The sequence below is a fragment of the Streptomyces capoamus genome, from assembly GCF_014654935.1.
GTDB classification, from domain to species: Bacteria; Actinomycetota; Actinomycetes; order Streptomycetales; family Streptomycetaceae; genus Streptomyces; species Streptomyces capoamus.
This window is the reverse complement of record NZ_BNBF01000048.1, coordinates 1-19,028: the sequence shown is the minus strand read 5'-3', so window position 1 is coordinate 19,028 and position 19,028 is coordinate 1. Positions and strand designations below refer to the sequence as shown.

Annotated in this window: 18 protein-coding genes and 2 pseudogenes; 12 read left to right on the top strand and 8 right to left on the bottom strand. The window is 67.6% G+C overall.

Going from position 1 to position 19,028, the window contains the following annotated elements:
* A partial coding sequence (locus tag IE312_RS44710; protein ID WP_440862379.1) for a hypothetical protein occupies nucleotides 1–708 on the bottom strand: 708 nt, incomplete at its 3' end.
* A 310-nt stretch (nucleotides 709–1,018) separates the two neighbouring features.
* Here IE312_RS44710 and IE312_RS43930 point away from each other — a divergent pair.
* From IE312_RS43930 to IE312_RS37195, 5 genes and pseudogenes are all read left to right on the top strand, one after another.
* Nucleotides 1,019–1,960 carry a TniB family NTP-binding protein gene (locus IE312_RS43930; RefSeq protein WP_189986742.1) on the top strand — a complete coding sequence of 314 codons (942 nt, stop codon included), beginning with the start codon at nucleotides 1,019–1,021 and terminating at the stop codon, nucleotides 1,958–1,960.
* 200 nt (nucleotides 1,961–2,160) lie between these two features.
* Nucleotides 2,161–2,772 (top strand): annotated as a pseudogene (locus IE312_RS37210) (helicase associated domain-containing protein); the annotation flags it as partial.
* A gap of 225 nt (nucleotides 2,773–2,997) precedes the next feature.
* Complete coding sequence (locus tag IE312_RS37205; protein WP_189986737.1) at nucleotides 2,998–4,101, top strand: dsDNA nuclease domain-containing protein; 1,104 nt, start codon at nucleotides 2,998–3,000, stop codon at nucleotides 4,099–4,101.
* Nucleotides 4,091–4,672, top strand: coding sequence for a hypothetical protein (locus IE312_RS37200; RefSeq protein WP_189986736.1), 582 nt, complete (start codon nucleotides 4,091–4,093; stop codon nucleotides 4,670–4,672). The genes IE312_RS37205 and IE312_RS37200 overlap by 11 nt, the downstream gene beginning before the upstream one ends.
* Nucleotides 4,669–6,582, top strand: a complete 1,914-nt coding sequence (locus tag IE312_RS37195) for a hypothetical protein (protein WP_189986735.1) — start codon at nucleotides 4,669–4,671, stop codon at nucleotides 6,580–6,582. Before IE312_RS37200 ends, IE312_RS37195 begins: the two co-directional genes overlap by 4 nt.
* A gap of 44 nt (nucleotides 6,583–6,626) precedes the next feature.
* Here the strand turns inward: IE312_RS37195 and IE312_RS44080 are convergent, their stop codons facing one another.
* The 4 genes from IE312_RS44080 to IE312_RS37180 are packed head-to-tail and all read right to left on the bottom strand — an operon-like array spanning nucleotide 6,627 to nucleotide 10,228.
* Nucleotides 6,627–7,034 (bottom strand): RICIN domain-containing protein, encoded by a 408-nt coding sequence (locus tag IE312_RS44080; protein WP_306419873.1) that lies wholly within the window; start codon nucleotides 7,032–7,034, stop codon nucleotides 6,627–6,629.
* Nucleotides 6,947–7,495 (bottom strand): NHL domain-containing protein, encoded by a 549-nt coding sequence (locus IE312_RS44075; protein ID WP_306419872.1) that lies wholly within the window; start codon nucleotides 7,493–7,495, stop codon nucleotides 6,947–6,949. The genes IE312_RS44080 and IE312_RS44075 overlap by 88 nt, the downstream gene beginning before the upstream one ends.
* A gap of 50 nt (nucleotides 7,496–7,545) precedes the next feature.
* Nucleotides 7,546–9,384 (bottom strand): RICIN domain-containing protein, encoded by a 1,839-nt coding sequence (locus tag IE312_RS37185; RefSeq protein ID WP_189986734.1) that lies wholly within the window; start codon nucleotides 9,382–9,384, stop codon nucleotides 7,546–7,548.
* 58 nt (nucleotides 9,385–9,442) lie between these two features.
* The gene (locus tag IE312_RS37180) at nucleotides 9,443–10,228 is read right to left on the bottom strand and encodes a hypothetical protein (RefSeq protein ID WP_189986733.1); all 786 of its coding nucleotides are present in this window, start codon (nucleotides 10,226–10,228) and stop codon (nucleotides 9,443–9,445) included.
* Nucleotides 10,229–10,640: 412 nt separating this feature from the next.
* Between IE312_RS37180 and IE312_RS37175 the strand changes: the two genes are divergently transcribed.
* Together IE312_RS37175 and IE312_RS37170 are read left to right on the top strand one after the other, a co-directional pair.
* Nucleotides 10,641–11,738 (top strand): hypothetical protein, encoded by a 1,098-nt coding sequence (locus tag IE312_RS37175; RefSeq protein ID WP_189986732.1) that lies wholly within the window; start codon nucleotides 10,641–10,643, stop codon nucleotides 11,736–11,738.
* A 43-nt stretch (nucleotides 11,739–11,781) separates the two neighbouring features.
* Nucleotides 11,782–12,294 (top strand): hypothetical protein, encoded by a 513-nt coding sequence (locus IE312_RS37170; protein WP_189986731.1) that lies wholly within the window; start codon nucleotides 11,782–11,784, stop codon nucleotides 12,292–12,294.
* A gap of 55 nt (nucleotides 12,295–12,349) precedes the next feature.
* Here IE312_RS37170 and IE312_RS37165 read toward each other — a convergent pair whose 3' ends face one another.
* Nucleotides 12,350–13,885, bottom strand: a complete 1,536-nt coding sequence (locus IE312_RS37165; protein ID WP_189986741.1) for an NHL domain-containing protein — start codon at nucleotides 13,883–13,885, stop codon at nucleotides 12,350–12,352.
* Between the two features lie 856 nt (nucleotides 13,886–14,741).
* On the opposite strand from IE312_RS37165, the pseudogene IE312_RS37160 reads away from it, so the two are divergent.
* The 4 genes and pseudogenes from IE312_RS37160 to IE312_RS37150 all read left to right on the top strand — a co-directional run.
* Nucleotides 14,742–15,143 (top strand): annotated as a pseudogene (locus tag IE312_RS37160) (transposase); the annotation flags it as partial.
* Nucleotides 15,144–15,220: 77 nt separating this feature from the next.
* The gene (locus IE312_RS37155) at nucleotides 15,221–15,682 is read left to right on the top strand and encodes a MarR family winged helix-turn-helix transcriptional regulator (RefSeq protein ID WP_189986730.1); all 462 of its coding nucleotides are present in this window, start codon (nucleotides 15,221–15,223) and stop codon (nucleotides 15,680–15,682) included.
* Between the two features lie 11 nt (nucleotides 15,683–15,693).
* Entirely contained in the window at nucleotides 15,694–16,113 is a 420-nt protein-coding gene (locus tag IE312_RS43525) for an SRPBCC family protein (RefSeq protein ID WP_229900906.1), read from the top strand.
* Nucleotides 16,110–16,622, top strand: coding sequence for a DNA alkylation repair protein (locus IE312_RS37150; RefSeq protein WP_229900905.1), 513 nt, complete (start codon nucleotides 16,110–16,112; stop codon nucleotides 16,620–16,622). Before IE312_RS43525 ends, IE312_RS37150 begins: the two co-directional genes overlap by 4 nt.
* A gap of 437 nt (nucleotides 16,623–17,059) precedes the next feature.
* Here IE312_RS37150 and IE312_RS37145 read toward each other — a convergent pair whose 3' ends face one another.
* Nucleotides 17,060–17,554 carry an ATP-binding protein gene (locus IE312_RS37145; protein WP_370467699.1) on the bottom strand — a complete coding sequence of 165 codons (495 nt, stop codon included), beginning with the start codon at nucleotides 17,552–17,554 and terminating at the stop codon, nucleotides 17,060–17,062.
* A 154-nt stretch (nucleotides 17,555–17,708) separates the two neighbouring features.
* Here IE312_RS37145 and IE312_RS37140 point away from each other — a divergent pair, with 154 nt between their 5' ends.
* Nucleotides 17,709–18,086: an STAS domain-containing protein gene (locus IE312_RS37140; RefSeq protein ID WP_189986729.1), complete on the top strand. Its 378-nt coding sequence runs from the start codon at nucleotides 17,709–17,711 to the stop codon at nucleotides 18,084–18,086.
* Between the two features lie 130 nt (nucleotides 18,087–18,216).
* Here the strand turns inward: IE312_RS37140 and IE312_RS37135 are convergent, their stop codons facing one another.
* A complete protein-coding gene (locus IE312_RS37135; RefSeq protein WP_189986728.1) occupies nucleotides 18,217–18,429 on the bottom strand; it encodes a hypothetical protein in 213 nt (70 codons plus the stop codon).
* Between the last annotated feature and the right edge of the window lie 599 nt (nucleotides 18,430–19,028).

Sequence of the window (19,028 nt, the reverse complement as noted above, 5' to 3'; positions counted from 1 at the left end):
CAGCCCGCCCCGCCCTACTCCCCCACCGCCAAAGGCATCGTCGAGCGCACCTTCGGCTCGATCAACTCTATGTTCTGCCAGCACCTGCCCGGCTACACCGGCTCCGACATCACGCGTCGCGGCCGCGACGCCGAACGCGAAGCGTGCTTCACCGTCGCGCAGCTGCAGGACCTCCTCGACGAATGGCTCGTCCACTACCACCACCGCCCTCACGAAGGGCTGCGCCATCCCGTCCTGCCCAGGGCGGCGCTGACGCCGAACCAGATGTGGGCCGCCCTCGTCTCGGTCGCCGGCTACGTGCCCGTGCCCCTGACCCAAGACGATTACCTGGAACTGCTGCCGGTGCGCTGGCAGGCGATCACCGAACGCGGCATCCGCCTGAACCACCGCACCTACGACTGCGACCTGCTGGGCCCATACCGCGGCCAGCCCTCCCCCATCACCTCGCGCGGCGGCAAGTGGGAAGTCCACACCAACCCCCACGACATCCGCCAGATCTGGCTGCGCCTGCCCGACGGAGAACTGGCCGAGATCCCATGGATCCACCGCGCCCACGCCCACCGGCCCTTCAACGAACAGACGTGGCAGCACGTCCGCACCACCCTCACCCACCACACCGACCCCGACAGCCGAGAGGCCGACCTCGCCGACGCCCTCGACCAGCTCATGCGCCGCGCCCGCACCGGCCACGCCACCAAGGCCGAACACCGCCTGATCACCCGCACCACACCTGCCAGAACACCCCTGCCCCCACCACGCGTCACACCCGGCCGCACTGAGCAGGAACCACCAACGCCCTTGCCGGCACCCGTGGTGAACTCGACGACACCCCCGACGAGCCACACGTCCTGGACCAGGACGCTGAAGAAGGCGACGCCAGCCTGCCCGCCATCCCCTACACAGGCCTCGGGCTCTACGACGCGCAGGCGGAGGCCCTGCAGTGGTGAACAACCACCCGCCCACCAGGAACAGCCACGACCACCCCCTCACCGCCGACACAGCAGCGCAGTCCTGGCCAGTGACCACCTGGCAGGGCTGGCAGCACTTCGCCACCACCGACCCGCCCGCCCCACCCCAGCCCGCAGACCCGCCCCGCAGCCACGAAGAACGCCTCGCCTACCACTCCGCGTTCGTCACCGTACGCACCCCCGCCATCAACCAGCTCACCACCCAGGTCCGCACCCTGATGATCCTCGGCCGCCACCAACAGACCACCGCCAGACCCTCACTGATCGTCACCGGACCCGCCGCAGCCGGCAAAACGACCGCGCTCCTGAACGTCGGACGCACCTGCCACCTCGCCCACACCCGCAAAAACCCGCCCCCACCCGGAACGGCACACCCCGCCGTACCCGTCGCCTACGTCCTCGTCCCGCCCGGCGCCACCGCCAAGACCCTCACCACCGAGTTCGCCCGCTACCTCGGTTTCCCCACGACCACCCGCATGACCCAGGCCCAGATCACCGACGCCGTCTGCCACACCTACAACAGTGCCGGCGTCCAACTCGTCCTCATCGACGAGATCCACCGCCTCAACCCCCGCACCACCACCGGCGCCCAACTCGCCGGCCGCGCCACCCTCATCACCTGCGGCCCCCTCCCCGCCCGCCACGGCCCCACCCGCCCCTTCACCGACGTCATCACCGACCTCGAAAACGCCCTCGACCTCACCTCACACCGCCCCGGCACCCTCCCCCGACACGCCACCTACCTCCACCAACGCACCGCCGGCCGCATCGGATCCCTCACCCGACTCATCCGCCAAGCCGCCATCACCGCCATCACCGACGGCACCGAAAAAAGCACCAAACAAACGCTCGACGCGGTACGACTCGACCACCTCGCCGAACAACAAAGCCGCCCCCACAGCAACACCACCCGACGCGGCGCTGTTCAGGCCACATCCCTGCCCCCGGTACCCGGACTACACGGCGCACAACACCCCCCACTGACCAGGTAAAACACCCCTGACTAGGCAAAACACCAGCCGAGCCTTTAGACGCAGAAGCCACCCACAACACCCCAGGCGTTCCCACTGAAACCCACACAAACCCCAGGTCAACAAAGGCCACAACCACCAACCGCAGTTATCAATCCATCCCCGACACACCAGCTCACACCCCACCCCACACACCAACCACCCCCCACCTCAGCGACACCATCGGACAGCACATGACCAACCTCCGCCGGAAGGGCTCCAAGAGCGGCCTGGGCAAGGACCCCAGGCGGGCGGAGCAGCGTGCCGCGCAGCTGGCCGCGATCGACCCGGACTGGGACTGCCCATGGCCACTGGACTGGCAACGCCACTACCGGGTCCTAGCGGACCTGGTAGAAGCCGACGGCAGTCTGCCCGACATCGCACCCGGCGTACTCATGGACGGCGACGACATCGGACGATGGCTACAGCGACAGAAGCTGCCGGCGACTTGGGCGCGGCTCCTGCCCGAGCAGCAGGAGCGGCTGTCCACCCTGGGCGTACAGCCCGACCAAGGGCCGTCTCCCGCCCCGACAGACGAGCGCGCGACGAAGGGCCCGAGCAAGGCACAGCAGGCATTCCAGCGCGGACTGGCGGCCCTCACCCAGTGGGTGGAGCGGGAAGGCGCGGACCGACCCGTCCCGCGCGGCGCCGTTGTGGAGATCGTGGTCGATGGCGAGCCGGAACCGGTGGGTGTGAAGCTGGGTGTGTGGGTTTCGAACACCAAGGCCCGGCAGAACAAACTCAGCGCGGAGCAGGTGGACGCACTGCGAGAGCTGGGCATGGAGTGGGCATGACACAGGAGCCTCACGGGCCCGGACCGCGACGGGTCCCGGCGTCTCTTTAGCTGCTGCCTCAGCGACTAGTGACTGCGCACAATTTTCAGCTTGGGACGGACCGTTGCGGTTCGTATCCGTCGAGTGATCTACTTCGTTCTCCACAGTGTTTGGGGGGCATCGTGCGCATACAGAAATGTGCCGTTGCGGCGAAGGAAATTGGTCAGCGACGCAGCGGGAGCGCCGGTGACGCTGGCACCTGCTGATGGAGGACGTCGGAGCCGGCGCGGATTCCTCTACCAGGACGCGGTCACGCTCCTTGACTGTCTGGACATGTTGGACGGTCACTGGACTGAGGTCTCGTGGGAGGACCTGGAAGACATCCTCTGCTTTCGCGGTACCGTGCCCGTCTACAGGCAGGTCAAGACGGTCGAAGGGCCTGGTAAGAGCCACAGCGTTGCGAGAGTCTGCCAGCCTGATTCCACGAAGAAGCGAGAGAATCGAACGGCTGAGACGAGCTATCTCGGCAAGCTGTTCATCGGCAAACCGCTCCCTGAGGGCACCCGGTTCACGTTGATTGTGAACGAGACGCCCGCGGCCGACCTGTATGAGTTCGCCTGCCAGCGTGGCCGATCGAGGCAACCAGTAAGCCCTGAGGTGCGGCAGAAGGTGATCGACAAGCTCAGCGGATTGAGCCTGCGTGATCAGCGAGACATCGGCTGGTGCGTAGATCGCCTTGATGTGCTGATTGAGGCTCGCACGAGTGATCAGGTCGAAGACGAAGCACGACGGCGCCTGACCCCGATGGTCAGAAGCTATCTTGGCCAGGAGCCCTTGGCGGCCGAGGTGGACGAGATCTTGAAGCGGCTTATCTCAATTCACATCGGCCGGAAGGCTGCGGAACTACGGGCGGTACGTCACACCGTCGATGACTTTCGTGCCGTGTTCGAGGACGCAGTCCAGCGGGTCACCGGTCAACGGCACGATGGCGGCATGGAGCGGCTTATGACCCTCCAGGAGAAGTTGCGGCCCGCCGGCATCTTGGCAGAAGAAGCTGATCGACAGCACGAGGCCATGCTCACGTTCCGCCGACACCAGCGCAGCAGTCTGGGTGCTGAAAGGCAGCGTCTCGCCGCACTCTCGGACAAGATCTACGCCATCTGCCAAGTCACTGCGATGCAGCGACGTGGCGGCCTGATCGGGGCTGGGGAGCCGGCCTACAGGGAGACCGTCCAAGCCATCTGCCGCATGCCCGAAGTGGTGTCCAACGAGGTGCCCCTCAGCCATGCGCTTGCTGTTCTGAGTGACATCACTGCTCGCTGCCAGAACAGGTACGAAGATGCCTCATAAGATCGGCAGCCGCGTCGTGCCGCCACCCCACAGGGCCTGGGATCCGGATGACTCTGTGGACTTTCATGCCTCACGCCTCCTGCTGCTCATCCACCTGTGTGGCAAGGAGCCGGGTCCGTACATCGAGGGACGGACCAAGTTCGCGAAGCTTGACTTCTTCTTGCGCTATCCCGGGTTCCTTGAGCGCGCTCACGCATCTCTGCCTCAGACCGCAGGGCAGAGCCATGCCTTCGTCGCCATGGACGCACGCGAGGTCGAAGCGCCGATGATCCGGTATCGGTATGGCCCCTGGGACCATCGCTACCGGCAGTTCCTCTTCTTCCTCACAGCCCGCAACCTGATCACCGTCACAGTCAGCCACAAGCCGGAACGTGTGAAGCTGCGGCCGGCCGGCAGGGCGGCCGCAGTTCGCCTGGCCGAGATGGAGCAGTTCCAACCCCTGGTCCGGCGGTGCGAGGCCATGCAGGGCAACCTCGCCTCGATGTCGGGAACCGACTTGAAGAACCTCATCTACGACCTGTTCCCAGAAGAGGTCGCCGACGCGTCCTTCCACCGGGAGATCCGCCCATGACCCATGACACAAGCGCTGAGCGCGGTCTGCGCATCTCCAAGGTCCGACTCATACGCGACAGCGGCGAATTTGACGAGTTCGACTTCGCCTCCGGCATGATCAACATCCTCCACGGCGTGCGCAACAGCTCCAAGTCCACGACCCTGCGGGTCATCGACTACTGCCTGGGCGACCGCGACAGTGCCGCGAAGGCGATAGGGGTGGCCGTAGCTGACGCCTATGAGGCAGTCACCACAGACCTCAGGATCCACGGCCAACCCTATGAACTGACCCGATCCTGGAGCTACGGCCGGATGGGAAAGATCAGCATCAACGGTGAGGATCTAGCGGCGGCCGACTTCTCCGACTGGATCCTGGCCGCGCTGGAGTGGCCGAACGTTCACATCCCTCTCGGGCTGAACCCGTCGACCGCTACAGAGCTGACCCCGCTGTCGTTCCGTAGCACCTTGCGTCACATTCACCGGAACGAATCATCCTGGATCAGCTTCGCGCACAAGGAGCAGGAGTTCATCCGGCGCGCCGTCATCAGCCAACTCCTCGGGTTCGCCCGACCACGTGCCACAGAGGCCCAGTCCCAGTTCTCTCTGGCTCAGGCCAAGCGTCGCTTGAACGAGGCCGAGGCGGTAGACCGCGAGGTGCAGCAGAGCACCGTTCAGGCAGTCACCGCGATCTGCGAGAACATGAATCTACCGCTAGCGCGTTCCACTGCGCACGTAGCGGACGCCCGCCGCGAAGTAGAGGCGGCACTCGGGGAGGTCCGGCGCCGCCAACAGGAGCTGACCGAGCAGGTCCGGATCACCACCAGTGGAGCTACGGAATCGGAAGCCCCTGCGGGGTACGACCCCTCCCTGACCGCCCTCTACTCCCAAGTCACCCGGGAGCTACGGCAGGCCACCGTGACCGCACTGGAACACCTTCGCGAGGAACACACCCGATCAGCAAGCACGGTGAGCGGCGAGATCGGCAGGATGGAGCGACTCATCACCTCTGTCGGGATCTTCGACGCGCTGCCGGTCCGGTTGTGCCCCGCCTGTGAACAGAACATCGACCCTGCCAGGCACCACGCTGACACGGCCTGCTACGTCTGCTACCAGAATGTCGATGACGACCACCGACAGCGCCGGGCACAGGTTGAAATCAGGTCCCTGAAGTCAGAGCTCGAAGATCTCGACGAGGTGGTCTCCCGCACCCTCACCGACCTCACTGCTGCCCGCGAGCTGCAAGCACATCTCCAAGCCAAACAGGTTGCTCTTGCCACCCGGCTCAACGCCGAGCGGGCAGCGCAGCTAGCCCCATTCGTCGCCGCCCTCGAAGAGCTTGCCGGACAGGCCGCGCGGCTGGAGCACAAGCTGACCGCCTTCCCAGCCATCGAGGCAATTTTTCAGCGCCGTGACCAGGCACGTGAAGCCTTGGAGTCCGCCCAGCGGGCTGTCAGCGAACTCGACACCGACGCTGCAACGCCGCTGACCATCGGCGCGAAGCCGGCCGACCGGTGCGCAGCGTTCGCAGAGCGCATGAACCTGTTCCTAGAAGAATTCCGCGGAGACCCGTGGGTGGACCGCGACGTCTCCATCAGAGACCGCGACCTCACCTTCTATGTCGGCACTCGTCCCTGGGACGACGCCCTGGGCGCAGAAGCGAAAGTTCTGTTCTTCCTCGCCTACAGCTACGCGACGCTCTTCCTCCAGCATGACCTGGACGACGAATGCGCCTTCCCCGGCCTGCTCCTCCTCGACAACCCCTACCAGCAGGGCATCGAGGAAGACGTCGTACGCCGAGTCCTGCACAAGCTCGCGCAAGCCGCCAGTGAAACCGGCACCCAAATCATCAGCACCCAGGCACCCAAACCACCCGCCGGCTCGAAGACGATCCGGGTGATCCCCATGCCGAGGGTGTACGCCGCACCCTAGGGAATGTCCCAACCACTTCGAGCGCCCTATCTCCTTCCTGCACGTCATACGGGGAGCAGCTGCCACTGCCGGCCCTGTTGGTTGCCGTCCGCTCCGTCTTGCCTGATCGTCGCGCGGGCGTTGGTGTCGACTTGCAGGAGCAGACCGCTGTTGTGGTTCGCGATCTCGTACATCTGCGGACCATCCGCTGCCGGGCACACCGGGATCAGCCTCCACTGCTGGTGGCGCGCGTCACCGCCCCCGTAGGTGCGCTGCGCGATTACCGCCCCGGCCCACTTCTGTCCGCCGACGACCTCCAGGGCCTTGCCGCTGCGCACGTTCTCGATCCGGTAGAGGACGTCGCCGCCCTCCTGGCCCACCACGGTCAGCCGCCACCGCTGGCAGTCCCTGGTGACGGCAAGGTTCTGGTGAATTCCGGCTCCGTCCTGGGTGGACTCTCGCACGACGGCCATCCGCAGTCTGCTGCGGGCATGGCATTGGTCCAGCAAGCCACCGTGCCCGACTGAGGCAGCCTTGCCGACGCGACCTTTCGGATCTGGTTGTTGGCGTAGTCGGCGATGTAGAGGGCGTCGGTGCTGTCCAGAGCGAGCCCCATGGGGTAGTTCAGCTGGGCTGAAGCGGCCAGGCTGCTGTCGCCGCCGGAGCCGGGGGTGTTGGTGCCGACGAATGTGCTGATCTTCCCGTCGGCGGTGACCTTGCGTACCCGGTGGTTCTTGTGGTCTGCGATGTAGAGGGTATTTGTGCTGTCGACCGCCACTCCTACCGGACCGTGCAGCCGGGCGTCGATGGCGAGGCCGCCGTCACCGCTGGAGCCCGGGACGCCCGCGCCGGCGACAGTGCGGATCTTCCCGTCTGCCATGACTTTGCAGACCCGGTGGCCTGTAGCTGCCGTCTGAGCAGTGCTCATCGTCATCCCTTTCACCGTCCACCAACCGGCTTCAGGCGGTTGTCATAGGGGGAAAGTCATCGAGTCCTGAATCGGCGGTAGAGGTTGCGGGCGACGTACACGCCGGGGCCGCCGAAGCCGACGATGTCGGCGCGTCCGTCGCCGGTGATGTCGGTGAGGAAGCGGGGGTGACGGTCGACGCGCCAGGCGCCGGCGTCGTCGCTGTAGCCGAAGCCTCGGCACACCAGCTGAGCCTGGTCGAACTGGCCGCCTCCGCGGTTGTGCGCCACCCAGACGCCTTCGTCACCGAAGCCGATGATGTCTGGGGTGCCGTCGCCGGTGAAGTCGGCCAGGAGCCGCAGGTGCTTGGTGCCCGTCCAGCCCTGCGCGAGACCGAAGTCGTTCAGGACGAGCTTGGCGGTCTCGAAGGTGCCGTCGCCGCGCCCGCGTGCCACGACAACGCCCTGCGGGCCGAACCCGACGATGTCCACGGCCCCGCCGGCGGTAGTCGTGAGGAGGAACCGGGGGTGTTCCTCGGCCGTGGTCCATCCCTGGTCGACTCCGAAGTCGTCGAGGAGGTAGAGAGGTTCGGCGAAGGTGCCGTCCTCGTCCTGGAGGGAGACCCACAGCCCGTCGTCGTGGAAGCCGACAATGTCGGCGCGTGTGTTCCCGGTGGTGTCGACGAGGAAGCGGGGGTGCTTGTCGGCGAGCCAGCCGCCCGCTTCCTCGCTGTGGCCGAACGCTGTGAGCGCGACTTCCTCGGTCAGGGGTGCGAAGGCGCCGTCCTCGTCCTGGAGAGAGACCCACAGCCCGTCGTCGTGGAAGCCGACAATGTCGAGCCGTCCGTTGCCGGTGGTGTCGGTGAGGAAGCGGGGGTGCTTGTCGGCGATCCAGCCGCCGGCCTGGGAGCCGTGTCCGAAGGCCTGGATGGCCGGTGTGCCGCCCGCGGGCGGATACGTCCCGTCGTCGTCCTGCCGATAGACGTGGAGGCCGTCGGCGGCGAGGATGACGATGTCGGGTTTTCCGTCGCCTGTCGTGTCCGCGAGAGTCCACAGGTCTGCGGGGCTCGCGGAGGGCGCCGGCGGGTGCAGGACACGTTCGTCGTCGAAGGTGCCGTCGCCCCGGCTGGCAGCCGTCATCGCGCCCTTGGCTGGCTTGAGGCCGACGATGTCCGCCCCTCCTGCTCCGGTGGTGTCGGCGAGGAAGCGCGCGCCGAGCCCGGCCCACCAGGAGGTTCGCCCGTCGGGCGGGCGGTTGGCTTTGTCGCTGTTCCATCCACCGGCGTCCTGGTCGCTCCCGAACGCCTCGAGGACCAGCAGCATGTCGCTGAAGCAGGGTGTGGCGCCGGGGGCCGGGCGCAGTGCGGGTGAGCGGGTCAGCCGCCAGGACTGGCGGCTGTTCCAGTGGCTCAGCGGTGCCCAGCGCAGCACGGGGTCGCTGGTGCGCTCGGGCTCGGCGGTGACGAAGCGCCAGCGCTGGCTCTTGGCGTTCTCGTCGTGCTCGCGCAGGACGACCGGGGTGTCGTCGGGGTTGGGGTCGGCGAGGTCCAGGACGGTGCCGTCGGTCACGGTCTCGATGAAGTAGCAGCCGGCTTCGTCCTCGACGGGGACGAGGCGCCAGCGTTGGGCCTTCTTGTTGTTGGCGACTTTCCACTGGCGCACGCCGCCGTCCGCGGCGGCGGGGTTGTCGAACACCTTGCCGTCGGCCGCGTTACGGATCACGTACGTCGGCTCGTCTTGCGCTGGTGAGCCTTGTGCCCCTTGTACGGGGGTGAGCTGCCACTGCGGCGGAGGGCCGTCGGGGGCGTCGCGGACGACGAGCGTCCCGTCCGCCCCCGGCATGTCTTTGACGCCGAGGGTTTGTCCGGTGGCGGCGTTGACGATCTGAAGCTTCAGCTCTTGCGTGGGCACGGGCATCGTGCTGCCCCTTCCGAGCGGTACGGGCGTAGGTTCGGGCTGCGGCGGTGGCGGGCGGTCACGTGAAGACGTGGTGGTAGGGCACGCTCCACTCGTTGGGCAGCCGCGGGTAGAAGGTGTTGATGACCGTGCCCGTGAAGTCGCCGCCCCAGTTGTAGGTGACGCGGACTTCGCTGTCGGCCGCGACCGCGTGGTCCTTGAACCCGAGGATGGTGTCGGGGTGGGTGATCGGCACGAACGTGATCCCGCCCCACGGCGTCACCGTGACCACCCACAGCTGGGTGTCCTCGGGCGCGCCGTTCTTCCCGCGCCACTTGTCGTCGACCTTGTCGGGCAGGCCCACCTGGACGGTGTCGGCCGTGCTCTGGGGGGCGTCTTGGTGCACGCTGACCCGCCTGCGCAGAGGCTTCGGGAGGCCGTCATCCCCGCGCCCGGGGTCGGCCGTGCCCGTGGCAGCGGGTGCGGAGGGCACCTGGCCGGCCGGGGCGGGCGAGGGCTGGCCCGCGACGGCGGGCGTGGGGGTGGAGGCGGGGGGCGCCTGGCCCGCGGCGCTCTCCAGGAAGTACAGGGGGCGCTGCCCGAAGAAGCCGGCAGGGGTGATGTACCAGAGGTGGCCCTTCGCCTCCTTGGTGGCATCGTCCAGCGAGGTGGCCAGTTCGACGCCCCTGTCGTGGACGGAATCCGAGAGCTCGGCCGGGCGCAGGTAACCGCCGTTGAAGGCGTGGACGAGCATGACCGGCCGGTTCTCCACCAGCGCGGCCACGATCGCGTTGTCGTAGCTGTTCACCGCTACCGGGCCGCCGACCACCAGATTCGACATCGTGGTGCGTTCTTGGGTGTACATCGCGAAACCTCACCTGTTCTGGTTATGGAACAACGCGTCGGGCACTCAGCGACTGGCCGATAAACCACTGCGATCACCGCAAGAGGTTTACTGCACCATCAATACACTCGACCAGAAAACTTCGAAGCACGTGCGTGAATGGAGACGACGCCGTTATTCACGGCCACATTCAAGACCGGCACCCCAGGAAGAGGTATCCGAGGCGCCGGCCACGCGATCGACCCTTCCCGAACTTAGCGTTGCTTAAAGGGAGTTGGCGAGAGAAAAGGGTTCTTCGTCACCCGATTGAGGGTGTCGGGCTGTGACGCCTTCCAGGGAATTGAGGGCCGTGCTAGCTTCGATTGCAGGAACGCGCGCACATTCCGTTCACATTTATCGAGCGATATTCGGCCATCTTAGTCGAGGACGGGGAATGCCTTCCAACGCGTACAACCTGGGACGGACCAAGCGCCAGCCGCTGACGTTGAAGAACCTGAAGGAACTCAACATCGACTGGCCCTCCCTGCTGAACCACCCCAGCCTGGTCTACGTCGACAACAACGGCACGCGGCACAAACCCATCGGGCTCTCCGTGAACAAGCAGACCTACGGCACCTTCCCTGCTTCTCTGACCGCGTTCAAGCTGGGCTGGATCGCTTACATGGACCTCGGCGCGCCGCTGATCGAGGAGCGCTGCGACATCGCCCCGCCCCCACCCGACATGTGCTCCTCGCGCACGTACGTCAACCGCAGCCAGACATCGAAGATGACCTTCACCGACTCGGTTGATTTCAACGTGTCCAACGACATCAAGTGGTCGCTTCAGGCCGATGCCAAGCTCACCTTCGGCGGCAACGTCAGCGCACAGCTGCAGCTGCAGCTGCAGAACCAGCTGCGGATGGACCTCCAGGAGCAGATGCAGGCCCAATGCCAGAACGAGGTGGCGAACAAGAACGCGAACACTCTGACCAACAAGAACAGCAAGGACAGCGTCGGAGCAGACAACGCGAACACCACCGAGAACGCGGTACGGAATGCGGCGACGAATTCTGTGTCGAACGCGGTGACGGAATCGGTCGGCTTCACCACAACCGGCAGCGCCACCGGCACCGCCGGGCTCAACGCCTCGCTGGCGCTGGGCATCCAGGGCTCCGTGAGCGGCTCGCTGTCCACCAGCTGGGCCTCGAAATCGCAGATCTCCGGCGAAGTCCCCCCGGCCGGCCGCGTGGAGACCCTCGTCACGCAGCGGCGCTGCCACAAGCACTACCACTACGAGATCCCGGTGACGTTCTCCGGGTTCATCGCGGTGCACTACGCCGTGCCCGTGGCGGTCCTCACTCCCCCGCAGCCCGGCACCTATCCCGGCCTCGCCCAGACGGTCGCCCGGCCCATCAGCATCCTCGACCTGACCGGCGGCGGCTTCCACCTGCACGGACTCGCCGAGGTCATCTCCGTCCTGGACGTCCTGCACACCATGTTCGACAGCCAGAGCCTGACCGACAGCGACCGAACCCAGTACAAGCAGCCCTGAGCCGGCGCCGGCGCCGCCATGACGACGAGCAGAGGTGACCACCATGGTCTTCAACAAGATCTTCGACTTCGCCGGCCACAGCGCGGGGCTCTTCTCCGTGACCAACGGCGCCCGGGCGCAGCCGGGCGCCGATCCCGACACCTTCGAAGAAGCCACGGAGGGGGCGTTCGACGACAGGAGTACCAGCCTGTCCGCCGATGCGATCCACGGAGCCACCTCCCGCGCGAAGACCGTGCAGGAGCAGTCGCCCGAAGCCCGCATCATCATGGGCTTCCTCAGCTCCTTCATCCAGCAGGCCCAGACGGCAGCCGGCCCCCAGGGATACGCCCAGGACCTCAGCTCGGTCTCTACGGCGGCGTCCGACGGTATGACGCAGTCCAGGACGACGGTCGAGAATGACCCCGGCCTGCAGAAGAACGGGGACCTGCAGAGCGAGCCGGACAAGGGGAAGTACAGCGGCATGCCCAAGACCCCGGCCAAGCCCGAGGCACCGGCGGCCGGCAACGCGCCCAAGGCGACCGCGGACAAGCCGGACAAGCCGTCCAACTCCCAGTAGCGACCCGCTCCACGTAAGGGGGCAGGGGCGAGGCCGCCCCTGCCCCCTTCGCGCATCACACGGGGAGCAGCTGCCACTGCCGGCCCCGGTGGTCGCCGTCCGCCCCGTCCTGCCTGATCGCCGCGCGGGCGTTGGTGTCTGCCTGCAGGAGCAGCCCGCTTCTGTGGTTCGCGATCTCGTACACCCGGGGGCTGCCGTTCACCGAGCCCACGGGGATCAGCCTCCACTGCTGGTGGTGCGCGTCGTCGCCTTCGTAGGCGCGCTGCGCGAGCACCGCGCCGGCCCACTCCTGCCCGCCGACAACCTCCAGCACCTTGCCGCTGCGCACGTTCTCGACCCGGTACACGGCTTCACCGTCGTCCTGGCCCACCACGACCAGCCGCCACCGCTGGCAGTCCCGGGCGACAGCGAGGGTCTGCTGGATCTCGGCCCCGTCCTTGGTCGACTCCCGCTGAACCCCCATCCTCAGCCTGCTGCGGACGTTCGCCCAGGAGACCACCGTGCCCGACGCGGGCAGCCCCGCCATCCACGGCGCCGCGACCTTCCGCACCCGGTGGTTGTCGAAGTCGGTGATGTAGAGGGCGTCGACGCAGTCCACGGCGAGCCCGTAAGGATGGTTCAGCTCAGCCTCGGCGGCCGGGCCGCCGTCACCGTCGAAACCTGCGGTGTCCGTGCCGGCGACGGTACTGATCTTGCCGTCATGGGCGACCTTCCGGACCCGGTGGTTGTCGCGATCAGCGATGTAGAGGTCGCCGATGCTATCCACCACCACCCCCACGGGGTAGTGCAGCTGGGCCGAAGTTGCCGGGCCGCCGTCACCACCGAAGCCCGCGGTGCCCGTGCCGGCGACCGCTCGGATCTTCCCCTCGATCGTGACCTTCCGAACCCGGTGGTTGCCGAAGTCGGTGATGTAGACCTCGCCCCGGCCATCCACCGCAACTCCGACCGGTTGCTTCAGTTGGGCTGCGACCGCTGATCCGTCGTCTCCCTTGTTTCCTGGCGTTCCATCCCCCGCGAACGCGTTGATCTTCCCGTCGGCCATGGTGACCTTGCGGACCCGGTGATTCATGTTGTCGGCGATGTAAAGGTCGCCTGCGCTGTCCACCGCCACACCGATCGGCAAGTTCAGCTGCGCCTCGGCGGCCGGACCGCCGTCACCGTCGGAGCCCGCAGTGTCCGTTCCGGCGAACGTGCTGATCTTTCCGTCTGGCGTGACCTTGCGAACGCGGTGGTTGTCGGAGTCGGCGATGTAGAGGTTGCCTGCGCTGTCCGCCGCCACTCCGCGCGGATGGTTCAGCTGGGCCGAGAGGGCGGAGCCGTCGTCCCCGCTGAACCCCGCGGCGCCGGTACCGGCGACCGTTCTGATCCTGCCGTCAGTCGTGACCTTCCGGACCCGGTTGTTCTCGCGGTCGCAAAAATAGAGCGTGCCGGTGCCGTCCACGACGATCCCGTACGGGCCATGCAACTCAGCCTCGAGCGCCATCTTGTTGTCGCCCTTGCACCCCGCGACCCCGGCCCCCGCGAACGTCCTGATCACAGGACCGGAGGGCTCGTCATCTGCGCCTGCATCGAAGGTAGTACTCACCGTCATCCCTTCACCGTCACCAACCGGCCCCACCCGAAGGCCCCTATATAAGGTCTGCCAGACCTGGCCGTATGCCGTACCGCCTGCACCGTTGATGCACGGCACCGCCCTGCCGGGCCGAGAACGCCGCTGGCGTGCACGGCAAGAAGCGACCGTGCCGACGGTTGCGCCACTGCCATGCTGGAGTCCCCGCAAGCCTCATCCGGGCCAGGCGGCGGGCAAACCCGTCCATCAAGTGATCCGGCAGCACTACCCACCCAAGCGGTGCGTGTGGGCGCTGGTACGCCCCGGCACGCGACCGACGCACACCGTGCGCCTGCGCCCCGGGGTGCGCGCCCGGGGTGCGGCGCGGGTGTGTTGACGAGGTGCTGATGATGCAGCAGTGCGATAAGGGATGTTGCGCACGGGTCTCATTGCAATGACGTCTGGTCACTGGCGCCCCGCAACCGTAGGTGCGGTCTTCGGTTCCGCTGGATCCGGTTGTAGTGGAGCTCGCCCAGGGCGGTGAGGGCGAAGATGGCGGCGTGGGCGGGGTGGGCGTAAGGGATGGGCCGGGGAGCGACCTGTTCGGGGCGGGAGGTGAAGCCTCCGTCGGCCTATTGGCGGGTGAGCAAGTAGGCCAGGGCCCCGCCCGTCCAGGACGCTGGCTCGAGCGCGGCGCCCGCGGCAAGGGCATGGGCTGTGCTGTTCACGTCGCTGGTGTCCCCTAGCCGGTGGCCGAAGCCTCCGTCCGGGTTCTGTGCTCGCTGCAGGTAGTCGCTCGCCCGATGCAGGACGGCGTCGACGCGTGCGCTCAGCGGTTGCCTGACCGCAGGTGGCAGGCCGGCCACGGCGGCGGTGGCGCGGCGCAGGCCGTGGGTCTCTCACCGCGGGCCAGGCCGGTGATGCGCCCGCCTTCGAGACGGTCATGGCCCGCATCCGCGTGCCGAGAACCGGCAGCGGCCGGCCCCGGACCCGACCCACCGTGGTCCTGGCCGACCGGGCCTACTCGTCCCGCGCGATCCGCAGCCACCTGCGACGCCGACAGATCCGCGCGGTCATCCCGCAGCCGTCGGACCAGATCGGCCACCGTTTGCGGCGGGGCCGCCAAGGTGGGCGCCCGCCCGCCTTCGATGCGGATGCCTACAAGCAGCGCAACACCGTCGAGCGGTGCATCAACCACCTCAAACAGTGGCGCGGCCTGGCCACACGAACCGACAAACTCGCGATCGCCTTCCAGGCCGCACTCCACCTCGCCGCCATCCTCATCTGGGCACGGCGCTGACCAGCAAAATGGCATCAAAGCATCGTGCGAGCAAATGATGTCTTGACAACTGTTGTCGTGACACTGACTCTGTAGGAGTGACATCTTCCACCAGCGGCTTGCGCGACCACCTCGGCTACTGGCTTCGCCGGCTCTCCGACGAAGTCCACGGCCGTTTCGAACGGGAACTCGCCGAGCACGACGTGACCGTCTCCCAGTGGGCGGTCCTGATCACCCTGTACCGAGGCGACGCCACCACCACCCGCGAGGTGGCCCGGTATATGGGCATCGATGCTGGCGCTGTCTCCCGTCTGGTCGACCGCCTGGCCGCCAAGGGCCTGACGACCCGAGAACCGGATCCCGCCTCCCGCCGCACCGTGCGGCTGACACTCACCGACGCCGGCCGCGACCTGACGCCCAGGCTGGCAGAGATCGCCGACCGCAACGACGCCCACTTCTTCGCCGCTCTGGAACCGGACCAGCGCCGCCAGCTGGAGTCCTGGATACGCCACCTCGTCGGGGAAGCCCACCCAGAGCCCCCCGCACCACCCACCCCCTGAAAGGAACCACCGTGAGCACCACCCCCACCACCGCACGCTCGGTCACCAAGACCGTCACCATCGACCGCCCTGTGGCAGACGTCTTCGCCTTCCTCGCCGACGCGGCCAACTGGCCCGCCTGGGCCGTCGTCAACGTCAAGTCCATCGAGCCGACCGACGACCCCGACTGGTGGGCCATGACCACCCCCCTGGGGCCCGCCAAGCTCCGCCTGCGCGCCGACGCCCGGTACGGCATCCTCGACCACGATTACCTCGACGACACCGCCTCCTGGAGTGTCCCGGCCCGCGTCGTGGCCAACGACACCGGATCCGAATTCATGATCACGTTCTTCCAGCCGCCGGCCTTCACCGACGCCTTCTTCGACGAGCAGGTCGCCCTGGTCGACACCGAGCTCGCCACTCTCAAGCGCATCCTGGAAACTCCCGCGTGAGCCTGCCCCACCACCGACTCGCCGAGGCGGCCGACCAACTCACCGAGCAGCTCGTCCGCCTCGGCACGCCTGAACACGCCGCCTGGGACCGCGACTACCTCCGCAGCGACTTCACCCACCTCGGTGTCCCCGCCGTCCACGGCGCCGGTGCCATCACCCTCCAGCACAAGGGAACGGCCGGAACCGTCCTCGACCGCTGGGCCATCGACCAAGACTTCTGGCTCCGCCGCTCAGCCCTCCTTGCCCTGCTCCCCGGCATCCGCGCCGACGCGGCCGACCTGAAGCGGCTGAGCCGATATGCCGACGCCATGCTGGAAGAGCCCGAATTCTTCATCAGGAAAGCCATCGGCTGGGTACTGCGTGAAACCATCCGCAGCGACCACCAGTTCGTGACGACATGGCTGGAGAGCCGCATCGACCGCATCTCCGGCCTCACCCTGCGCGAAGCGGTCCGCCGCCTCCACGACACCGACCGGACCCGCCTGACCAACCCGCGGCCACTCGCCTGACCAACGCCTACCGCCGTACCCGCGGCCACTGACCTGGTTCCCGCGCTATTCGCAGTCGCCTGAGACGGCTCGGCATCCGTGCGGTTATCACGCGGGCCATCCTCATCTGGGCACACCGCTAACAGAGAGACAGAACCTAGACGCGCGCTGACGCGCGCTGTGTACGCGATACGTACGTTCTGACGGGCGCTGCGGGTACGCACAGGTTTCGACCGGCTCCGTGGTCGCCCCCGCGATGGCCCGATCTGCCCGCCCGTGCCCCGCCCCCTTCGTCATCCCGCTGGGCAGCAAGCCGATGCCCTGACTGCCTGACCGGCAGGACAACCGCACATCGTGAACGACGGCCGAGGCGGAGTGAACGCTGCACCCAACGGGTTCCGGGCGGCCGTCTGCGTCGACGTGAGCCGGGTGATGCTGGGCGGATCGTGCGATCCCGGCTACAAAGGCCAACGCCCGCCGATGGCGCCGTCGGGGTCGTCGGCCAGGGCGATCCGGGCGGTGATGCGCTTGCCGACCGGTTCGCGCTGCGCCTCGAAGCCCTGGGAGACGGCCATCACGATCTCCAGGCCGTGCTGTCCGACCCGGCCGGCGTCCGCGGCGCGGGCAACCGGCAGGACAGGGTCGGAGTCCCACACCACGACCTCCACCACGCTCTCGCTGATCCGCAGGTCCAGCAGCACCGGCCCCGGGGCGTACTTGCGGGCGTTGGTGACCAGCTCGCTGACCACCAGCTGGGTGAGGTCCATGGCGCGCTGGGAGACCGGGATGCCGTGTTCGGCCTGGACGCGGGTGAGGAAACCGGCGGCGAGGTGGCGGGCCCGGGCGATGTCCTGGCCGTCCCCGACCAGGGCAGTGCTGGTCTGTATGACCGGCCTGTCCGGTGCCGCGCCGTCTGCTGGCGCCGGGTCCGCTTCCACCATGAAGACCGCCATCCGCTCTCCGTCCGACGCAAAATCCCCGCACTTGTACCCGTGCGGCTGCGGATCACGCCATGGGATCGGTGTCGGCTCGGCCACATACCGGTGCCGCTCGTACTCTGTCGGACGGCGGTGCGTGCGAGGGGGTGAGTGTGCCAGGATCCCCTGCATGTCCACGGGAAAGACGACCGGCACCGAACACGCTGGGCCGACCGGTCAGCTGTCGGTCGTGACCACCGCCACCCACGGTATCCGCGTGATCTCCCTCGCCGGAGAGATCGACCACCACACCGGCGACGCACTCCGCCACGCCCTGGACGCCTCCGACATCTCCCGCCCCCGCATCGTGGTCGACATGCGCCATGTCACCTTCATGGACTCCAGCGGCATCAACATCCTGATCGCCGCCCACTGCGCCCTCAGCGAGGCCGGCGGCTGGCTGCGCCTGGCCTCCATCGGCGGCTCCGTCCAGCGCACCATCACCCTCGTCGGCGTCGACGCCGTCATCGACTGCCGCGAAACCCTCCGCCAAGCCCTCACTCCCTGACCGATGGCCGGCCACCGGTACCGGTCACAAGCCGGGCCGCGGTCGGCACGGGGCCCTAGGGTGCTCGGGCGGGGTTGTGCCGGCCCGCCGCTGGTAGAGCCCCGCACTCTCCCCCCGGATACGGACGACGTCAGTCGATCTGCATGCGGGTGTGAGCCGGCGCGTAGCGCTTGGCCATCCATCCCGCGGTGCCCGCGCGCAGTCCTGATGTCTTGCGGGTGCCGGAGTCGCTGCCGCTGTCGTAGGCCAGCCGCACCCGCCACCAGCTGCCGCGGGCCTGGTCGGCATACACCGTGTCCCCGCGGTGCAGCAGACCGAGGACCGTTCCGGCACCCGGCCCCATGCGGAGCCGGACACCGTCACCGGTCACCTGGTAGCCGCACGGGCTGAACCGCGGCCCGGCGGCAGGGGAAGGCAGAGGCGTGCGGGAGGCAGGCGGTGCTCGCGAGGACGGCTGTCGCCGCCATCAGGGTGAGTCGTCGCATCATGCCGGGGCCAACCCTGGCCCGGGCAGCTGCGGTTAGGGCCAGCGGGGCCGGTCACCCGCGCGGGTTTCACCGGTCGAAGCCGAGCTGTTCGACGCCGGTGAACTCCACCAGCAGTCCGGCCGCGCAGCGGCCGCCGTCACGGAGGTACACATCCCCCAGGGCCTCAGCGGTCAGGGCACGCAGCTGATCCTCATTGGCCCCTGCGTGCTGGGCATCGACGAGCCGGGAGGCGTGGGTTGAGGGGGCGGGGTGAGGGCACCGGGCAGAGCGGATGTGGCCGGTCCCCGCAGCTCCAAGAGAGCGCGGGGACCCTTCTTCTGACAGGCGCTGGGGCCAGCCGGCCGCCACCTGTGCGGCAGCACGGTCCGTACTCAAGCCACGTGGCAGCTGCTCCGACTGGCAGATCGTGCTCAGCGAGATTCGTCGTAGGGGTCGCGGCTGCCGGACTTGGCCA

Coding starts and splice junctions, on each gene's coding strand:
- IE312_RS37200 (WP_189986736.1), top strand. CDS start 4,091: ATGCCTCATAAGATCGGCAGCCGCGTCGTGCCGCCACCCCACAGGGCC.
- IE312_RS37195 (WP_189986735.1), top strand. CDS start 4,669: ATGACCCATGACACAAGCGCTGAGCGCGGTCTGCGCATCTCCAAGGTC.
- IE312_RS44080 (WP_306419873.1), bottom strand. CDS start 7,034: ATGGCCGTCGTGCGAGAGTCCACCCAGGACGGAGCCGGAATTCACCAG.
- IE312_RS44075 (WP_306419872.1), bottom strand. CDS start 7,495: ATGACGATGAGCACTGCTCAGACGGCAGCTACAGGCCACCGGGTCTGC.
- IE312_RS37185 (WP_189986734.1), bottom strand. CDS start 9,384: ATGCCCGTGCCCACGCAAGAGCTGAAGCTTCAGATCGTCAACGCCGCC.
- IE312_RS37180 (WP_189986733.1), bottom strand. CDS start 10,228: ATGTACACCCAAGAACGCACCACGATGTCGAATCTGGTGGTCGGCGGC.
- IE312_RS37175 (WP_189986732.1), top strand. CDS start 10,641: ATGCCTTCCAACGCGTACAACCTGGGACGGACCAAGCGCCAGCCGCTG.
- IE312_RS37170 (WP_189986731.1), top strand. CDS start 11,782: ATGGTCTTCAACAAGATCTTCGACTTCGCCGGCCACAGCGCGGGGCTC.
- IE312_RS37165 (WP_189986741.1), bottom strand. CDS start 13,885: ATGACGGTGAGTACTACCTTCGATGCAGGCGCAGATGACGAGCCCTCC.
- IE312_RS37145 (WP_370467699.1), bottom strand. CDS start 17,554: ATGGCGGTCTTCATGGTGGAAGCGGACCCGGCGCCAGCAGACGGCGCG.
- IE312_RS37140 (WP_189986729.1), top strand. CDS start 17,709: ATGTCCACGGGAAAGACGACCGGCACCGAACACGCTGGGCCGACCGGT.
- IE312_RS37135 (WP_189986728.1), bottom strand. CDS start 18,429: ATGGGGCCGGGTGCCGGAACGGTCCTCGGTCTGCTGCACCGCGGGGAC.